The organism is Shewanella sp. SM87 (genome assembly GCF_025653705.1).
Lineage (GTDB): Bacteria > Pseudomonadota > Gammaproteobacteria > Enterobacterales > Shewanellaceae > Shewanella > Shewanella oncorhynchi.
This window is the reverse complement of the sequence record NZ_JAKKSC010000006.1, coordinates 65072-80505: the sequence shown is the minus strand read 5'-3', so window position 1 is coordinate 80505 and position 15434 is coordinate 65072. Positions and strand designations below refer to the sequence as shown.

The following is a 15434-nucleotide window of genomic DNA, read 5'->3' as shown; positions in this document are numbered from 1 at the left end:
AAGGAGGACAGTACACATGAAAACCCATTCACGTAAAAAAGATAGTCGTTTGAATTTGTTGATGAAAACGATTCATCGGGTGTTGGAGTTACCTAAGATGACGCGCTTTGCGCTGGCGATAGATTTTGTTGCGGCGGTTGAGCGCCTTGGGCTGAGTGAGGTATTAGCGGCGGAGGGCATTAGCTTTGCCAGCACTCAAGACGTGCACAACGATGCGCGGATTAATGCCCAAAAGCTGTTCCGTTGGCTGGGCCAGTACGAGGGCCAGCATCCACAGGTTGATCGCTTGTTTCATGTTGAGCAAGCACTGGTGGCGGCACTGCCCGAACATTTGCGGGTGCAGTATCTCAACGATGTATTTGGTTGCACTGGGGTGACTGTGATTGCAGACCGCATGAATGATGGACATGTGTTGCATGTGGCCGATATGGCGGCATCGCTCACCAAAGAGAACGCCGAGGCGCAAGTGGCGGTGATCCATTTGGGCGATGAGCCCAAGCGCGAGCAGTTAGTGGCGGCGCACCGTGAGTTAAAAGAGTCGGCGGCGACCACGCAAGCGAGCATGGCGGCGTTAGAGCTGGCGTATCCGTATTTAGCGAGTCATGGCGGTAAGGCGGGTTGTTGATGACGGTACACGAACACGCATCGATTACTTATCGAGAATAAGAAAGCCCGCAAAAGTTTGGCGACAGGCGCGGGCTTAATACCTAAGAGAGGCGATTACATGTTACGTATACATGATGATTTCGTCAATTTTGTGCTGGCTGTCGCGCAGTTAGGCGGTGGCTTATGAGCATGGAATTGATGGTAAAAGCGATGAAGGCCAAGGTGGGCAATCCACTGCGTAAGCTAGTGTTGATTAAGCTGGCCGACAACGCGAACGATAATGGTGAATGTTGGCCGAGCCATCAGCATATTGCTGACCAGTGCGAGATTGGTCATAGCACTGTGAGAAAGCATATTGCGGCCTTGGTTGATATGGGTTTTGTGTCGATTAAAAATCGTAAGGGACCTAAGGGAAATTTAACCAATATTTACACGATTTCAATCTGCTACGAGGTAGCACCCCCTGTGCTAGCAGATAGCACCGAAGGGGTGCCACCAGATAGCATAGGTATGCCACCAGATAGCACACCCCCTGTGCCACCAGATAGCACCGGAATCTATCACTCTTTTGAACCTATCAAGGAATCTTTAAAAGATAGTTGTCCAGCAACGAGTGCGAAGTCGGTTTTCAATGCGTTTTTTAAAGCGTATCCCGCCCATCGCAAAGGCGGATCGGATTCGGCTGCGTGGAAAGCGTGGAAGGGTGAAAAGTTGACCGATGCCGATTGTGTGCTGGCGGTGACTTGGTTGAAGGATGCTGCGGCGCTGGATGCCAGTTGGGGCTTTAGCGCTAACGGCCAGTTTGTGCTCGGCATTACCAAGTTTATCCGCGAACGCCATTGGCTAACACCGTTGCCAAGACCGATAGCAACGGCGGTTGGGCAAGTGGATTGGCGCCATGCGGTGTATGACCCTGAGGATCCCTTGATATGACTGCCAAGCAAAATACGAGCATGAAATCACTGCAGACCTTGATACGCCAGCCGCTGGTTGGGCAGGGCGCGCGGGTGGCACAACCTGAGCCCACGGCGATGGATATGGCGATTGTGGACAGCGTGTTTAGCAAGTTGCGGGTGTTGTTTCCGGTGAGTGCGCCGCGGCCTGAGGACGAAGCGACCCACAAAGGTGAGTGGCTTAAAACCTTGGCGGCGCAGGGGATTACCAGCCGCGAGCAAGTGCAAGCGGGGTTGAATCGCGCTAGACGCGAGCAGGGCGATAGGCAGTTTTGGCCGACACCACGCCAGTTTGCTTTGTGGTGCCAACCCACGGCCTGTGATTTGGGGCTGCCTAAGTTAGAGGCGGCATTCAAGGAGGCAACCCGCCATTACCATCACCCTGATAAGCATACGTGGAGCCACGATGTGGTGCGCTTAGCGGTGCGCGAGACGGGCAGTTGGATGTTTGCGACTGGGCTTGAAAAGGACGTGTTAATGACCTTTGAGCGCAATTACAAAGTGTTATGCAGGCGCTTTAGCCGTGGCGAGTTGACCGATGTTGAGTTGCCAAAGGCATTACCTGAAACGGTGACGCGGCCCACTGAGGCGGCCAAGGCGAAATCGATTATTGCCAATTTACGGGCAAACCTAGGGCTTAAGGGGGCAAACGATGGCTGCTAGCGGGGTTGAGGTGGGTAAGTTGAACGATGCTGCGCTGCGCCGTTGGTTACGTGGCGGTTTGACGCGGGATTTTAGGGACCCGCAGTTTCCTGAGCTGCGTTTACGGGCGACGGCGGATAGGACGAAGGCGAGTGTGCATTTGGTGATTAATGAGGGCGATAAGACGGTTTGGAAGAAGCAAGGCGTGTGGCCGAGCATGTGCATTAAGACGTTTTTAGCGGATTTACCTGTGATGCTGGCTAAGCGCAGTGCGGGCGCGGATGTGTTGCGCGGTGAGTTTGCGACTGTGACTGATTTGCTGTTGTGGTATGGGGATTATTTGGATGGTAATACGACGTTAAGCCCGAGCTGGCGCGATAACTGTAGGTCGATTATGCGTAAGCAGTTGTTGCCTAAGTTGGGTGATGTGGCTTTGGCTGAGTTGTCGTTTTTGGTGGTGGATAGTGCGTTGGTGAAGCTGATGCTGAATGAGGGTTATGCGCCGCATTATATTCGTTTGAGTGTGAATGTGCTTAAGCGGGCGTTGAGTTTGGCGGCGGATTTTAGGTTGTTATTGCTTAATCCTCTGATGGGGTATCGAGTGACGATGAGTTTAACCTTATCACCTAAGCCTGATACGCGGTTGATGGAGTCGGACTTAGGGCCGTTGTTTGTGGCGTTGCGGGATGCATTTATGCCGGTGGCGATGTTGTTTATGTTGATGCTGATGTTCGGCACGCGCATTGGTGAAACCCGTTTGGCACGATGGGAGCATTTTGCGGGTGAGTTTTGGTTTATTCCTGCGGCGAACGCGAAGAACCGCCAAGAGCACCGGCTACCGTTAACGCCTACGGCTAAGGCGTTGATCCAGCATTATTTGCAGTGGCAGCTTAAAAATGTGGGTAAGCGGGCGTTTTTGTTTGCGGGTGATGTTGGCGCTATTAGCCAGCGCACTGCGCATTATTGGAGTGAGACGATTCGGTTTAAAGAGTTTACTTCGCATGATTTGCGTAAGCTTTGCCGGACGATTATTCAAGACATGGGCGTGGATACTATGGTGGGTGAGCGGTTGCTTAATCATGCCTTGCCTGTGCTTTTGCGTACCTATGTTCATTCGACGTTGGATAAGGGTATGTTGAGTGCGCTTGATGCGTATCACGCGCATTTAATTTCGCTCGGTTTTAGTGAGGTTGCGCCCGAGATAATCCCTAGATCGTCTGCGAATGTTGGGAGTGCTCAAACCCTTGGTGTGAGTGGGTGGCTGTGATGATCGTTGCATCAGCCTTACAAGAGTATGCAATGGCACTAAATAAGGTGGTTTTATGAGCAATCGGTCAGCAATCATTCTAAAAACTGGGCGCGGTATCAGGGGCTTTAGTCAGCATGAAGTGGCTGAGATTTACGGAGTTGATCGCCGTACTTATCAGCGATGGGAGAGCGGCAAAAGCAATGTTCCTTCTAACCATTTTCTTGCCATCTTGGATGATGTTTTTCATTTATCGATTGAGCAGATCACGGAGGTGGCTAATGCGAGTATGTGATGCGCAAGAGCAGGTTATTAACATGAAAGCCCTTCGTGCAGGGCTCAATGCCTGGGGGCGTTATTGGGCGTTCCAAGAACTCGGTAAAGGTTTCACTAATCGCAGTGCTTGCGATAAGTTAGGTGAGGTGCAAGTTTATGGATGTGCGTTGGTTAGGGAGTTGAGCGTTCCTAAGCAGGTGGTCCAGTTCGATAGGATGATTGAGCGGTTATCGCCAAACTGTATTCGGGCGATTCGCACCTGTTACGTGTGCAAAGGCCAGTGGGCATTGATGGGGTTCGACAGTAAGAAGTCGTATGTGTATTGGTTGAGAAGAGCAGAGATTCAATTAGCAAAGTGAGGTGGGTGATGGAGCAATTCTTTTTGTTTGGTGATTTAGAAACGGGTGGACTTAACGGCCGCTTAGACAATGGGATGCTGGGTATGGAGTATTACCCTATCTTTGAGCTGGCTTTTATCGTGACTGATAGTGAGTTAAACCAAGTGGGTGAAGCGCTGCACATTGTTGTGCATCAAGACGATGAACACATTGCAAGGTCACATGAGTGGGCGATAGATGTGCATACCAAGAGTGGGTTGTTAGATGCTGTTCGTGCCTCATCAGTATCGTTAGCACAGGCTGAGCAGATGGTTATCGAACACCTGAAAGCACTGGGAATACCTAAGCATGACCGTAAAGCTAAGACTGGTGTGGTGTTTGCTGGTAACTCAATCATGCTTGATCGTTCGTTTATCATGTGCCAAATGCCTGAGCTTCATGAGTACATGCATTACAGGCAGCTAGACATATCAGCACTAGGGCTCGCAGCTAGAGCTTGGGCGCCTGAGGTTGAGCGTAATGCGATTAAGGCTAAGCAGTATCAGCATGAAGCCTTAGCTGATATTCGGGAGTCGATAGCGGAACTCAAGTACTATCGCGACGAGTTGTTTGGTTGTGAAATATCATCTTTGTCAATAGGTTAGGCGCGGTCTTTTCAAATGAGAATGGCTATCATCAGAGCTAGATGCGACCTATTATCATCACGGGTCCTTCCGGCTCGATTCACTGCGGGGGCGGTGACGCGCAATGCTTCACTACATATGAGAATTTTGGGGTGGTTGGTTGTTGTTTTATGAGCCCCCTAAAACACCCTTCCAACACCCGCTTAGAAATCCCTACTAACCAATTGATATTTTTCTTAAAATTGTTTGTAATGCATGTGCTGTTATTAGTAGATCGACAGGGATCTAATATACCAACTTTTGATCCTATAAGTGCGTAGAACAAACATACGGAGGTTTTGAATGCCAAATGCTGCGATACCAGATGCCACAACTTGGCCAAGTATAACTTTGATGATCGCAATTCTTGGCGCACTTATCGGTATTATTAAATTGATTTTTGACTTTCATTTTGAGAAGAACAAGTTTAACCATAAAAATCTCGAAATCGTTCAGTCTACTTTGAGTGCCAATCTTCATAAACCAAGTCTGAAGCAAAGATTCCTCACTGAGCATGTTTTTAGCTTGATGTATCGATGTAAGCTCACTTACGACGAGATCAACGTTTTGCTAAGGTATTCAAATCCGAGCCGTGCATTCGAACTTTTTGTGAAGGGAAAGGCTTATTTAAAACTATCTAATAATCTGAATTCGATAACTCTTAATGGATGTTATTGGTCAATACCCATTTGGAAGCGGAAGGTGTATGCAAGAGATTTATTGCTTCTCTCGTGTTATGTGATTTTTGGCATTATAGGGACATATGCCATAGCTCCTTTCGTTTATGTTTATGATGACGGAAGCTGGTTTACTGTGCCTAAGCTCTTTGAGTCGTATGGTTTGATTGGAATCATGTGGGCATCATTGAGTATTTTGGGTTCGTTCATTTTCTGGATATTTGCATTCAAGTCAATAACTTCAATTGGCAATATGAGCGCAGCTTTTAGATTGGTCGAAATTGAGCGTAAATCACTTAAGTGATAAGTAAAACAATAAATCCTCTGTGATTAAGTTTTCACGTATCACATATTTACAAATTCCGAAACGGCACTTTTGTCGCTTTATGCGGCACATTTGCCGCTTTCAAGGCCCTTAAAATCGAGTACATTTGTATACGCTTGCTAAGGTTACATTTATTCAGTCGCACGTTATTTCTCTGCCAAGGGCTCCTTTTAGGGGCCCTTTTTATTTGTCGCCATTTCTTGTTCGCAAACATCCAAATAGCTGTTCGTTAGCTAACCCCCGCTGAACAAAAGCGGCCGCTGCAATGGTGGTCGTGGTGGGTATGTGTTGCCGAGGTTTTATCAATACCTCCTCGGACGTTGAAAGACACTAAAAACATCAGCTGTTAGAGGCGGCTACCTCACCGTTGACCTAACCGTTGGCCGCGCTAAGGCTAACCTCATTTTAAAGGAGACTGACCTATGTCATTAAAGCAAAAGCTCATGGCACTGGGGCTTTCTTCTGCTGTCGCACTGGCGGGGGCTAATTTGATTGCCCCCGCTGAAGCGCCGAACGGCGAGCCCATTTTGCACACCTATCTGGATCCGGTGGATATTCTCACCGCTTGCTTTGGGCACACTGGTCCTGAGCTTGAGCTCAACCAGTTTTTTAGCGAGCAGCAATGCATTGAAATGTACGCCAAGGATTTAGGCAAAGCTGATCGCCAGTTGCGGCGGCTAACGTATCCGGTGCAACTTACCGAAGGCGAGCACGCCGCTTACCTAAGTCTGATTTACAACTTTGGTGCGGGTAACTTTCAAACCTCCACCTTGCGCAAGCTGTTACTGCGCGGTGAACGGGTGCCCGCTTGTCACCAGCTCACCGATGCATGCGGTAAACACGGCTGTAATGGTTTTGTCTATGCCGCTGACATCAAGTTGCCTGGCTTAGTCGAACGCCGCAAAGAAGAACGTAAAATCTGCTTAAAGGATTTATATGTGGAACAAAATCATTAATGCCACTGGCTCGCTGCACCTGTATTTAATCGCAGCGCTCATCATAGTGATAACGCTACTTGGCCTTAGCCTTACCGCCGTTAAAGCTGATCTCGCGTTAAAAAACTCGCAGATTGAAACGGCCGCCGTTAACCAGCGAATGCTGCAAGATGATCTCATTGTCGTTACCGATGAGCTGCAAGCGCAGGCTAAAGAACGTGACAGGCTCGCTAAGGATTACGCCTTTGCCTTAGCGCTCAATGAAAAAGCCGATAAAGCCAAGGCCGAGATTGATCGCCAGCTTGCTGATCAGCGAGAAGCCATTAAAAAACTAAGGACCTCAGCCAATGAACAAACCCGAAGTTGGGCTAATACTGCTGTGCCTGATGATGTTAAGCGGCTGCTCAAGCACGCCGCCTATTGCGCGCACCGTAGTCACCAAGCAGACCCAATATGTACTACCGCCGCAATCATTAATGAGCCAGTGCCTGCCAGCCGAATGTAGTTCAGATGCTAATGCCGATCTGCCCGATTGCATCATTCAACTCTTAGCCGTGATCACCAAATGCGATACCGATTTGCATAACATCGAAACATGGCGAACGGAAAAACAGCATGAACAATCCATACATTAATGATGTTGCCACCCAAAAAGGGCTCACGTTCAGCGCGTATATATCGTCACTAATGAGCACATTGGGAGGTGCTTTTACTATGAATGATGTGGCGATCCTCGTTGGCGTATTACTCGCCTTCCTCACGTATTTGGGGAACATGGCTTATCAAGAATCCCGTCGTCGCCGCGAGTGTCGCCAAGAACTAAAAGACGAAAAGCGCAAACAAGAACTTCACGCCGCCGACATGCAACTGAAAGCCGCCCTGCTAAAACAAGTGGAGCATCCTAATGGCCCGCATTCAACCATCACCACCCGAGCCTGTTCTACTGAGTAAAACCGACCTATGCAAAAGCCTTGAGATCAGCACTCAAGCGTTTGACAAGTGGGACGTGCCAGTGCACAGCAAGCACGGTCGCGTGTGTTTATACAAGATGGCCGATGTGGTGGGTAACAGAGTTGCCAACGAGCGCAAAAAAACCATCACTAAGCCCGATGAAGATGATCCAGATGCGCCAAATATCGACTTCGAACGCTGGCGCTTAACCCGAGCGCAAGCCGACGGCCAAGAGCTTAAAAACGAAAAAGACCGTAAAGAAGTGGTCGAAGTGCTCTTTGCCACCTTTGTGCTAAATCGCATTGCCGCGCAAATTGCCCCAGTGCTTGATCAAATACATATACGGGTAAAACGCAAATTTCCCGACATTCCAGAACGCACAATCGACGCTATCAAAGCGGAGGTGATTAAAAGCCAAAACACCGCCGCCGATCTTGCGGAGGGCATTGAGGGTTTATTAGATGAGTATATCGGCAGCGCAGATTAAAAATCTGAAAGCCGCCGTTTCTGCTGGGCTGCGTTCGTTCTATCGCCCACCCATGCTCACCTGCTCACAATACGCCGACGAGCACTTTTACATGTCGTCAGAGTCCTCTTACACCGAGGGCAAGTGGGAAAGTTTACCGTTTCAAATTGGCATTCTTAATGCCATGGGTAACGACCAAATCAGCACGCTTAACTTAATGAAGTCAGCGCGTGTCGGTTACACCAAAATGCTGATGGCTAACGCTGCTTACAAGATTGAGCACAAAAAGCGCAACGTGTTGATCTATCAACCTCGTGATGGTCAAGCCAAAACCTTCATGAAAAAGCACGTTGAAACGGCGATTCGCGATATCCCTGTTTGGCGATTGCTTGCACCTTGGATGGGCCGTAAGCATAAAGACAGCACGCTAGAAGATAAGATTTTCACCAACGGTAAAACGTTGATGGTGCGCGGTGGTACCGCTGCAGCTAACTATCGCGAAATCTCCACTGATGACGTGATCTACGATGAGCTAGCGGGTTTTGATGAATCCATCGAGCACGAAGGTAACGCCACATCGCTTGGTGATACTCGTATCGAACTGTCGATGTTCCCTAAGTCGATCCGCGGTTCAACGCCTAAAGTGCTCGGTACCTGCCAGATTGAAAAAGCCTGCAGCGAATCACCGCACTATTTTAGGTTCAACTTGCCTTGCCCACACTGCGACGAACTGCAGGATTTAAAGTGGGGCGGCCCCGAAGAACCCTTTGGGATTAAGTGGCATAAAAATGCCAAGGGTGAGCACGACCCAAGCACAGCCTATTATCTGTGTGAGCACTGTGGTTGCTGCATCGAAAACAATCAGCTCGACGATATGGAGCTGCACCCAAGCGCAGTTTGGATATGCGAAAACACCGGCATCCACACTAAAGACTTTTTAGACTTTTATGATGCCGACGGAAACGACATCACCACGCCGCCCAATATCTCGATTCATATCTGGTCGGCCTATAACTCGCTCAACAGCTGGGCGAAACTGGTTACTGAGTTCTTTAAAGCCAAAGGCGATAAAGAAAAGCTGCAGACTTTCGTCAACACTAAGCTAGGCCAGCCATGGGATAACGACAACGGCGAGCGCTTAGAGTGGGAAGAATTAGCGAAGCGCCGCGAAATGTACCCGAGTGGCAAAGTGCCTAATTGGGTAGTGTATTTAACCGCAGGTATCGACACCCAAGACGACCGTTACGAAGGCCGCATTTGGGGCTGGGGCGCAGGTAAAGAGGCGGCATTAATTGACCGCTTTATTTTACACGGCGACCCAGCAAGCCAAGTATTAAAAGACAAAGTGGCCGAGCGTATCGCCAAAAGTTATGCACGTGCCGATGGCGTTGTGCTGAATATCGGCGTCGCGGGTTGGGACTCAGGTGGTCACTACACCGATGACGTTTATGCCATGAGTAAAAAGCTTGGGCTAATGCGGGTGATCCCGCTTAAAGGCGCCAACGTTTACGGCAAGCCGATCGCCAATTTCCCCCGTAAGCGAACCGCCAAAGGCGTTTACTTAACGGAGGTCGGTACCGACAACGCCAAAGAGTTGTTGATGTCGATGTTGCGAATTGCCCCTGATGTTGATGTGCGCAAACCTGGTGCGATTCACTTCCCGCTAAACGAAGCGGTATGTGATGACGTTGAGCTGCAGCAGCTCACCAGTGAACGCAAGGTTCAGGTGCGCGACAAAGGGCGCGTTATCTATAAATGGTCTGCAGGCAAGCGCCGCAACGAGGCACTAGATTGTTTCGTTTACGCCCTAGCTGCGCTGTATATCGCGATAGAGAAATTCGGCATCAACCTCGACAAGCTTTCAAAAGTTACCCCGATCGCCATATCAAGCGACCAACCCAAAGAACCTAAACCCAAAGCCGCAAAACAGGCCAATGCGAATGCTGCTTACCTAAACGGTGGCGGTGGTGGCAGTTCTGGCGGTTGGCTGTAGTTAATGCCAATAAAGCCAAGGATAACAGCATGACCAAAACCCAATGCCAACAGATGATCGATGCGTACTTTCAGGCTGAGCTTGATGTGTTGGCAGGCAAGCAAACCACGATCAACGGCAAGACGATGACCACAGAGGACCTAGGCGAAATCCGCAAAGGTCGGCTTGAGTGGGAGCGCCGTTTAAATGCCTTTAGCCGTCCACAGGGCGGCGTTAAGTTAGCGAGTTTTAACTAATGAAAAAAGTCATTGATAAACGGAATCCACCACCGCCGCCAGTTCCTCCGCCATGTAGGATTATCGATTATAGCGAAAGTTGGTATGAGGCTTTAAGGATGGGCGCTTTTTTCTTCTGTGGTGGAATTGCTATTCCGCTTCAACTTTATCAGTGGTCGATTATTCAAAAGTTGTTCTTCAATTAATTCACTAGGGGCTTAAATGAGCATTATCAATGATGCGCTGGCGATATTTGCCCCGCGTTTAGCATTACAGCGTGAAGCGGCCGCGATGAGCTACCGCAACCTGAAAGGGTATGAAGCCGCCAGCCCAAGCCGCACGCATCGCGCTAAAAAGGAAAGTCGCGGGGCAAACCAAGCGGTATTTGCTGCGGGTAAAAGCCTGCGTGAGCAAGCGCGCTGGTTAGATGAAAATCATGATCTCAGTATTGGCATTCTCGACCGCATGGAAGAACGGGTGATCGGTGCCCAAGGGATTGTGGTCGAACCGCAGCCGCGCAGTATTAGCGGTGAAATCCTTGATGACTTAGCTAACGATATTCAACGCCGTTTCGGTGCATGGTCGCTTAAGTGTGACGTTACTGGCCGCTTTAGCCGCCCTGAGCTTGAGCGCTTAGTGTTACGTAGCGCCCTGCGTGATGGTGATGTGTTCGGCCAGCATGTGATGGGTAAAGTGCCTAAGTTCGGCCACCCAAACGAGCAAGGCACTCAATACAGTATTGAAGCCTTAGAAGCCGACTTTATCCCCTACGAGTTAAACGAACCAGCAAAGCGGGTTCGGCAAGGGCTTGAGGTGAACGGCTGGGGCCAAGTAGTTAACTATCACGTATTGCTTGATCACCCAGCGGATCAAGTTGGCTTTCGCTACAAAACTAAAGCGGTACCTGCATCGAGCATGATGCACTTGGGCTTGTTCAAACGTTTGCACCAGCTGCGCGGCGTGTCGCTATTCCACGGCATTTTAACCCGCCTTGGAGACATTAAAGACTATGAAGAATCCGAGCGAGTAGCCGCAAGGATTGCCGCTGCGCTGGCGTTTTACATCAAGCGCGGCGATGCGACTATGTTTCAAGCCGACCAAAGCGGTGAATCGTCAAGTCGTGAAATTCCTATTGCACCTGGCATGACCTTCGACGATTTAAAGCCCGGTGAAGATGTCGGGATGATTGAATCCAATCGGCCTAATGTGCACTTAGTTGAGTTTCGCAACGGTCAAATGAAAGCCGTGGCAGCGGGGAGCCGTGGCAGTTACTCGAGCATTGCCCGCGACTACAAAGGCAGTTATTCAAGCCAGCGCCAAGAGCTAGTTGAGCAAGACGAATCGAACCGCATTATGCAGCAATGGTTTTGTGCTGGCTGGTCGCGCCCAGTGTTCCGCAACTTCTTAAAAATGGAAATGCTCAACAAGCAGGACCCATTAGTGTTGCCGCCTGATCTCGACATCCGCACCTTGTTTGATGCCGTGTACTACGGCCCCACCATGCCATGGATTGACCCACGCAAAGAGGCCGAAGGCTGGGAAATGATGATAGCCGGCAACGCTGCTACCGAGGCCGAGTGGGCGCGAGCCCGTGGCCGTAATCCTGCGGAAGTGAAACGCCAGCGTAAACGCGAGGTGGAATACAACCGCGAAAACCAAATGGTCACGGCCAATGACCCAGACCCGACACTTGGAGAACAAACCAGTGAAAAAATCCAGAATGGCAGCAACGCTCGCCGTAATGCTGACAAGCGCAGCAGTGATCGCGCCACAAGGCAACAGTCAGACAGAGAGTAATGAAAAGCGCGGCTTTTATAGCATGAAAGCTGCCGCTGGCGGTGTAGCTGAATTGATTATGTATGGCGATGTTGGTTGGGATTTCTCAGCTAAACAGATCGCTACCGATTTACGTGCAATGGGCAAAATCACCCATCTAAAAGCTTACATCCAATCGGGTGGTGGTGATGTTATGGATGGGATGGCTATCTATAACATCCTCGCCCGCTGGCCTTGCCAAAAGTCGATTTGTATTGAGTCGGTTGCAGCTTCAATGGCCAGCGTGATCTGCATGGCGTTTGACACTGTGATCATGCCATCAAATGCCTTTTTGATGATCCACAGCAATTGGGGCGGCGCAGTGGGCACTGCAGAAGATTTACGCGAGTACGCCGATTTGCTCGATAAGTGGCGCTCAAGTATGGGTAAGGCTTATCAAGACAAGGCAGCGGGAAAGCTTAGTGACGAACAGCTTGCACAGTTTTTTAAAGAAGACACTTGGTTGACCGCCCAAGAAGCGGTTGGCCTTGGGTTGGCTGACGAAGTAATTGAACCGATGCAAATGGCTGCATCAATTGATTTTAAACGATTGAAGGACTTTAATAATATGCCTAAAGCTATGCAAATCCTGTTAAATCAACAGGGAAATGTCGGTGCGACTCAAACTGCAGCCACCACAACTCAAACGACTACAGCGCCAGCCGCTGCAGTTACCACAACCACCCACGTTGCTGCTCAACCTGATGCAGCAACCATTCAAGCGGCTGCGATTGCGTTTAATACTCAGCGTATGACCGGCATTAATGCTGCGTTCGCTGCGTTCCCGCAATTGGCTGATCTGAAGAATGAGTGTTTAGCGGATGCCAACATCAATGCTGAAATTGCCAAAGACCGCATTTTGGCAAAGTTGGGCGAAAACACCACACCAGCGGCGACCATGCCAAACCGTACTATTATCCACTCGGGTAACGGTAATATCGTTGGTGACTCGATTCGCGCTCACTTAATGGCACGCGCTGGTTATGAGAAAGCCGAAGCGTCAAACGGCTATACCAGCTATAACTTGAAAGAGTTAGCTCGAGCTTCACTGGGTGATCGCGGTATCGGCATGGCTGGGCTTAATCAAATGCAAATGGTCGCATTAGCGTTTACTCATAGCTCAAGTGATTTTGGCAATATCTTGTTAGATGTGGCTAATAAGTCAGTGTTAAAAGGTTGGACTGCCGCGCAAGAAAGTTTTGAGCGCTTTACCCGTAAAGGCCAGCTTAGTGACTTTAAAGTCTCTAAACGTGTTGGTTTGGAAGAGTTTGGCAGCTTACGAAAAGTCCGTGAAGGTGCTGAATATAAATACATTACCCTTGGTGATACAGGTGCAGATATTGCACTAGCGACCTACGGTGAAATTTTCTCTATCACCCGCCAATGTATCATTAATGATGATATGACGGTGTTGACTACCATCCCTGAAAAAATGGGCGCTGCAGCTAAAGCAACTATTGGCGATTTAGTGTTTGCTATCTTAACAGGCAACCCGCTGATGGCTGACGGGAAAAACCTGTTCCATGCAGAGCATAAAAACTTAGGTTCAGGCGTACCCAGTGCGGAAAGCTTAGCTGTATTGGCTGAGTTGATGGAAAGCCAAACCACGGGCGGTAAAACGCCAAGGGCACTAAACATCATGCCTGAGTTTGTTTTATGTCCACCTAATCTTAAACGTACGCTGACTCAGATCATTAAATCTAGCTCAGTAAAAGGTGCTGATATCAACGCAGGTATTGCTAATCCAATGCAAGATTTTGCGGAAGTGATTTCAGAATCTCGTCTGAAATTAGTTAGCGATAAGGCTTACTACTTAGCTGCTGGACAAGGTAATGACACTATCGAAGTGGCTTACCTCGATGGTATTGATACCCCGTACATCGAGCAGCAACAAGGCTTTACCGTTGACGGCGTAGCCACCAAAGTGCGTATCGATGCGGGTGTGGCTCCACTTGATTACCGTGGATTGGTGAAATCAACAGGCGTGTAATTGTCGCAAGTTAACTGGTATCTCCACTGTTAAAAATGGCTATCAATCGATAGCCATTTTTCTAAGTCTTGATTTAAAGATAGGAACACTCTCATGAAAAATTATGTGCAAGATGGCAAGACCATCACGTTCACCCCAACAGTTGTTGTGACTAGCGGCGCGGCATTACTAATCGGCGCTTTGCTGGCCGTTGCTTTAAGCAATATCCCTGCTAACACACCTGGCGAGTTTGTTGCCGAAGGCGTTTTTGAATTACCCAAAGCTAATACAGCAGATATCGGCCAAGGCGATGATGTGTATTGGGATGATACCGCTAAGGTGATCACTGCCACCGCGACTGATAATACGCGAGTCGGTAAAGCGTGGCTGGGTGCAGGCAATCCATCAACCACCGTATGGGTGAAGATCAATGCCTAACGTTGGCAAACACTTTGCCGAACGCGTGCGGGGTAAAATGGTGCGGCTGTTTCAGCGTTTGGCTGATCCGTGCCTTTTTACCCCAAGCGATGGCTCTGCGCCATTTACTCGCCTGGTGAATTTAGACGATAACGGTGCAGAAATTGCGGCCTCGTCTAATGAATATATTCCCGAGCTAATCAGTCGTGCCGAGTTTTTACAATCCGAAGGGGCGGTAAATTCTGGTGATGAGTTTACGATAGGTGAGGGCATTAGCGCCCAGCAAGGACGCCTCACCCAACGGGTAAGCATGGATTCAGTCAGCGTAACCTTTATCTATATTCCGCTTGAGGCCTAGCCAATGGCACGCATAAAGATTGAAGGCATGGAGGCGGTAACAAAGGAACTTAACCGCATTCGTGATGCACAAGCGCCAGCGATTAATCGGGCAATTGAGGACGCCGTAAAGTTTGGTGAAAAGGCGGCTGTAGATGCCATATTTGCTCGTTATGGTTTCCGTTCCCGCAGTTACATTGAACAGCATTTGTCTGTCAGTTTTGACCCACGCAGTTTAAAAGGTTTTATCACCGCTCGTTATCGTGCCAGCACTTTAACCCGTTTTGCCAGAGCGTTAACCCGCACCGGAAAGAACGGCGGCTCTCGTCCTGACGGTCACATGATCAGTGCGCTGCGCAATCAACCTACATGGTTTAAAGGCACCTTTACCCTGATTGGCCGCAATGGCAATCAAATCATGTTCCAACGTCAGAAAGGCGATAACAGTTGGCGCAAGCTTAAAGGACAAAAAGCGATGTACGGCCCTTCAGTGGCAGGCAGTTTTAGCAAGATCCGCGACGATATTGAGCCGCCGATTATTGCTCATCTGCGAAATAAATATGGCCAGTACGCTAATCGTTAATGCCTAAAGGATAAATACCGAAAGGACAG

The 15434-nt window shown here is 49.2% G+C and carries 20 protein-coding genes; all 20 read left to right on the top strand.

What is annotated here, in order from left to right; translation table 11 throughout:
- Window positions 1-16: 16 nt before the first annotated feature.
- Window positions 17-625, top strand: a complete 609-nt coding sequence (locus L5M11_RS06625; protein ID WP_263191702.1) for a hypothetical protein — start codon at window positions 17-19, stop codon at window positions 623-625.
- Between the two features lie 164 nt (window positions 626-789).
- Window positions 790-1539 carry a helix-turn-helix domain-containing protein gene (locus L5M11_RS06620; RefSeq protein ID WP_263191701.1) on the top strand — a complete coding sequence of 250 codons (750 nt, stop codon included), beginning with the start codon at window positions 790-792 and terminating at the stop codon, window positions 1537-1539.
- Window positions 1536-2222: a replication protein P gene (locus L5M11_RS06615; protein ID WP_263191699.1), complete on the top strand. Its 687-nt coding sequence runs from the start codon at window positions 1536-1538 to the stop codon at window positions 2220-2222. Before L5M11_RS06620 ends, L5M11_RS06615 begins: the two co-directional genes overlap by 4 nt.
- Window positions 2212-3468 carry a tyrosine-type recombinase/integrase gene (locus tag L5M11_RS06610; protein ID WP_263191698.1) on the top strand — a complete coding sequence of 419 codons (1257 nt, stop codon included), beginning with the start codon at window positions 2212-2214 and terminating at the stop codon, window positions 3466-3468. The genes L5M11_RS06615 and L5M11_RS06610 overlap by 11 nt, the downstream gene beginning before the upstream one ends.
- A gap of 55 nt (window positions 3469-3523) precedes the next feature.
- Window positions 3524-3742 (top strand): helix-turn-helix transcriptional regulator, encoded by a 219-nt coding sequence (locus L5M11_RS06605; protein ID WP_263191697.1) that lies wholly within the window; start codon window positions 3524-3526, stop codon window positions 3740-3742.
- Entirely contained in the window at window positions 3729-4082 is a 354-nt protein-coding gene (locus tag L5M11_RS06600; protein WP_012196674.1) for a hypothetical protein, read from the top strand. Before L5M11_RS06605 ends, L5M11_RS06600 begins: the two co-directional genes overlap by 14 nt.
- A gap of 8 nt (window positions 4083-4090) precedes the next feature.
- On the top strand, window positions 4091-4705 hold the full coding sequence (gene orn, locus L5M11_RS06595) for an oligoribonuclease (protein ID WP_263191696.1): 615 nt from the start codon (window positions 4091-4093) through the stop codon (window positions 4703-4705).
- 321 nt (window positions 4706-5026) lie between these two features.
- On the top strand, window positions 5027-5704 hold the full coding sequence (locus L5M11_RS06590; RefSeq protein WP_263191695.1) for a hypothetical protein: 678 nt from the start codon (window positions 5027-5029) through the stop codon (window positions 5702-5704).
- A 443-nt stretch (window positions 5705-6147) separates the two neighbouring features.
- Window positions 6148-6681, top strand: coding sequence for a lysozyme (locus tag L5M11_RS06585; RefSeq protein WP_263191694.1), 534 nt, complete (start codon window positions 6148-6150; stop codon window positions 6679-6681).
- Window positions 6662-7165, top strand: a complete 504-nt coding sequence (locus L5M11_RS06580) for a hypothetical protein (RefSeq protein ID WP_263191693.1) — start codon at window positions 6662-6664, stop codon at window positions 7163-7165. Before L5M11_RS06585 ends, L5M11_RS06580 begins: the two co-directional genes overlap by 20 nt.
- Window positions 7047-7295, top strand: coding sequence for a hypothetical protein (locus tag L5M11_RS23945; protein WP_227257030.1), 249 nt, complete (start codon window positions 7047-7049; stop codon window positions 7293-7295). The genes L5M11_RS06580 and L5M11_RS23945 overlap by 119 nt, the downstream gene beginning before the upstream one ends.
- A complete protein-coding gene (locus L5M11_RS06575; protein WP_259213791.1) occupies window positions 7276-7611 on the top strand; it encodes a phage holin family protein in 336 nt (111 codons plus the stop codon). Before L5M11_RS23945 ends, L5M11_RS06575 begins: the two co-directional genes overlap by 20 nt.
- Complete coding sequence (locus L5M11_RS06570) at window positions 7565-8098, top strand: terminase small subunit (RefSeq protein WP_263191692.1); 534 nt, start codon at window positions 7565-7567, stop codon at window positions 8096-8098. The genes L5M11_RS06575 and L5M11_RS06570 overlap by 47 nt, the downstream gene beginning before the upstream one ends.
- Window positions 8073-10070, top strand: a complete 1998-nt coding sequence (locus tag L5M11_RS06565; protein WP_263191691.1) for a phage terminase large subunit family protein — start codon at window positions 8073-8075, stop codon at window positions 10068-10070. The genes L5M11_RS06570 and L5M11_RS06565 overlap by 26 nt, the downstream gene beginning before the upstream one ends.
- A 29-nt stretch (window positions 10071-10099) precedes the next feature.
- A complete protein-coding gene (locus tag L5M11_RS06560; RefSeq protein ID WP_263191690.1) occupies window positions 10100-10306 on the top strand; it encodes a hypothetical protein in 207 nt (68 codons plus the stop codon).
- A 201-nt stretch (window positions 10307-10507) separates the two neighbouring features.
- Complete coding sequence (locus L5M11_RS06555) at window positions 10508-12082, top strand: phage portal protein (protein ID WP_263191689.1); 1575 nt, start codon at window positions 10508-10510, stop codon at window positions 12080-12082.
- The gene (locus L5M11_RS06550; RefSeq protein ID WP_263191688.1) at window positions 11991-14090 is read left to right on the top strand and encodes a ClpP-like prohead protease/major capsid protein fusion protein; all 2100 of its coding nucleotides are present in this window, start codon (window positions 11991-11993) and stop codon (window positions 14088-14090) included. The genes L5M11_RS06555 and L5M11_RS06550 overlap by 92 nt, the downstream gene beginning before the upstream one ends.
- Before the next feature lie 93 nt (window positions 14091-14183).
- A complete protein-coding gene (locus L5M11_RS06545) occupies window positions 14184-14507 on the top strand; it encodes a DUF2190 family protein (protein ID WP_263191687.1) in 324 nt (107 codons plus the stop codon).
- Window positions 14500-14844, top strand: coding sequence for a hypothetical protein (locus tag L5M11_RS06540; RefSeq protein WP_263191686.1), 345 nt, complete (start codon window positions 14500-14502; stop codon window positions 14842-14844). The genes L5M11_RS06545 and L5M11_RS06540 overlap by 8 nt, the downstream gene beginning before the upstream one ends.
- 3 nt (window positions 14845-14847) lie before the next feature.
- A complete protein-coding gene (locus tag L5M11_RS06535) occupies window positions 14848-15405 on the top strand; it encodes a hypothetical protein (RefSeq protein WP_263169055.1) in 558 nt (185 codons plus the stop codon).
- The last annotated feature ends 29 nt before the right edge of the window (window positions 15406-15434 follow it).

Excerpts from the sequence above, each read along its gene's own strand:
- L5M11_RS06625 (WP_263191702.1), top strand. The coding sequence starts at position 17 with ATGAAAACCCATTCACGTAAAAAAGATAGTCGTTTGAATTTGTTGATG.
- L5M11_RS06590 (WP_263191695.1), top strand. The coding sequence starts at position 5,027 with ATGCCAAATGCTGCGATACCAGATGCCACAACTTGGCCAAGTATAACT.
- L5M11_RS06555 (WP_263191689.1), top strand. The coding sequence starts at position 10,508 with ATGAGCATTATCAATGATGCGCTGGCGATATTTGCCCCGCGTTTAGCA.
- L5M11_RS06620 (WP_263191701.1), top strand. The coding sequence starts at position 790 with ATGAGCATGGAATTGATGGTAAAAGCGATGAAGGCCAAGGTGGGCAAT.
- L5M11_RS06575 (WP_259213791.1), top strand. The coding sequence starts at position 7,276 with ATGAACAATCCATACATTAATGATGTTGCCACCCAAAAAGGGCTCACG.
- L5M11_RS06565 (WP_263191691.1), top strand. The coding sequence starts at position 8,073 with ATGAGTATATCGGCAGCGCAGATTAAAAATCTGAAAGCCGCCGTTTCT.
- L5M11_RS06615 (WP_263191699.1), top strand. The coding sequence starts at position 1,536 with ATGACTGCCAAGCAAAATACGAGCATGAAATCACTGCAGACCTTGATA.
- L5M11_RS23945 (WP_227257030.1), top strand. The coding sequence starts at position 7,047 with ATGATGTTAAGCGGCTGCTCAAGCACGCCGCCTATTGCGCGCACCGTA.
- orn (WP_263191696.1), top strand. The coding sequence starts at position 4,091 with ATGGAGCAATTCTTTTTGTTTGGTGATTTAGAAACGGGTGGACTTAAC.
- L5M11_RS06545 (WP_263191687.1), top strand. The coding sequence starts at position 14,184 with ATGAAAAATTATGTGCAAGATGGCAAGACCATCACGTTCACCCCAACA.
- L5M11_RS06605 (WP_263191697.1), top strand. The coding sequence starts at position 3,524 with ATGAGCAATCGGTCAGCAATCATTCTAAAAACTGGGCGCGGTATCAGG.
- L5M11_RS06535 (WP_263169055.1), top strand. The coding sequence starts at position 14,848 with ATGGCACGCATAAAGATTGAAGGCATGGAGGCGGTAACAAAGGAACTT.
- L5M11_RS06570 (WP_263191692.1), top strand. The coding sequence starts at position 7,565 with ATGGCCCGCATTCAACCATCACCACCCGAGCCTGTTCTACTGAGTAAA.
- L5M11_RS06600 (WP_012196674.1), top strand. The coding sequence starts at position 3,729 with ATGCGAGTATGTGATGCGCAAGAGCAGGTTATTAACATGAAAGCCCTT.
- L5M11_RS06540 (WP_263191686.1), top strand. The coding sequence starts at position 14,500 with ATGCCTAACGTTGGCAAACACTTTGCCGAACGCGTGCGGGGTAAAATG.
- L5M11_RS06560 (WP_263191690.1), top strand. The coding sequence starts at position 10,100 with ATGACCAAAACCCAATGCCAACAGATGATCGATGCGTACTTTCAGGCT.
- L5M11_RS06610 (WP_263191698.1), top strand. The coding sequence starts at position 2,212 with ATGGCTGCTAGCGGGGTTGAGGTGGGTAAGTTGAACGATGCTGCGCTG.
- L5M11_RS06585 (WP_263191694.1), top strand. The coding sequence starts at position 6,148 with ATGTCATTAAAGCAAAAGCTCATGGCACTGGGGCTTTCTTCTGCTGTC.
- L5M11_RS06580 (WP_263191693.1), top strand. The coding sequence starts at position 6,662 with ATGTGGAACAAAATCATTAATGCCACTGGCTCGCTGCACCTGTATTTA.